Raw genomic sequence first — 489 nt, forward strand, 5'->3', positions numbered from 1 at the left:
ACCGAATTAAAGCAAAAAGATTATTTGCTTGACAGGATGATGAGTGCTTTAGAAAAAAGTCCGGTAGGTATTGCTTTGCTAGACAACACAGGCAACTACTACTATATGAATAAATCACATGCCGAAATATTGGAATATGAAAGCGGCGACTTGATAGGTAAACATTGGAAAACCATTTATGAAGAAAGTGAAGCAACCTTAATTGAAAAAGAGTACTTCCCTATGTTACTAAAAAATGGAAGTTGGAAGGGAATTACCTACGGAATTACTAAAAATAAAAAGCCCATTAGACAAGAAATTTCACTCACTACTTTTGACGATGGTGGCTTGCTTTGTATTACTCGAGATGTAGGTGCGGTTATTGAAGAACTAGAAGAAGTACAAAAAACAAAACACCAACTAGAGTTAGCCATGAGAGCTTCTAATCTGGGTCGTTGGACCTATCATATAGACACTGGAGTTTTAGACTTAAATGAAACTATAGGTAAA

1 protein-coding gene is annotated in these 489 nt (G+C 35.6%); it reads left to right on the forward strand.

Annotated features, from left to right (window positions below):
- Window positions 1-489: PAS domain-containing protein (locus FHK88_RS00225; protein ID WP_227428781.1), on the forward strand; the 489-nt coding region annotated here is incomplete at both ends.

This window comes from Psychrobacter sp. I-STPA6b (genome assembly GCF_020662265.1).
Taxonomy (GTDB): Bacteria; Pseudomonadota; Gammaproteobacteria; order Pseudomonadales; family Moraxellaceae; genus Psychrobacter.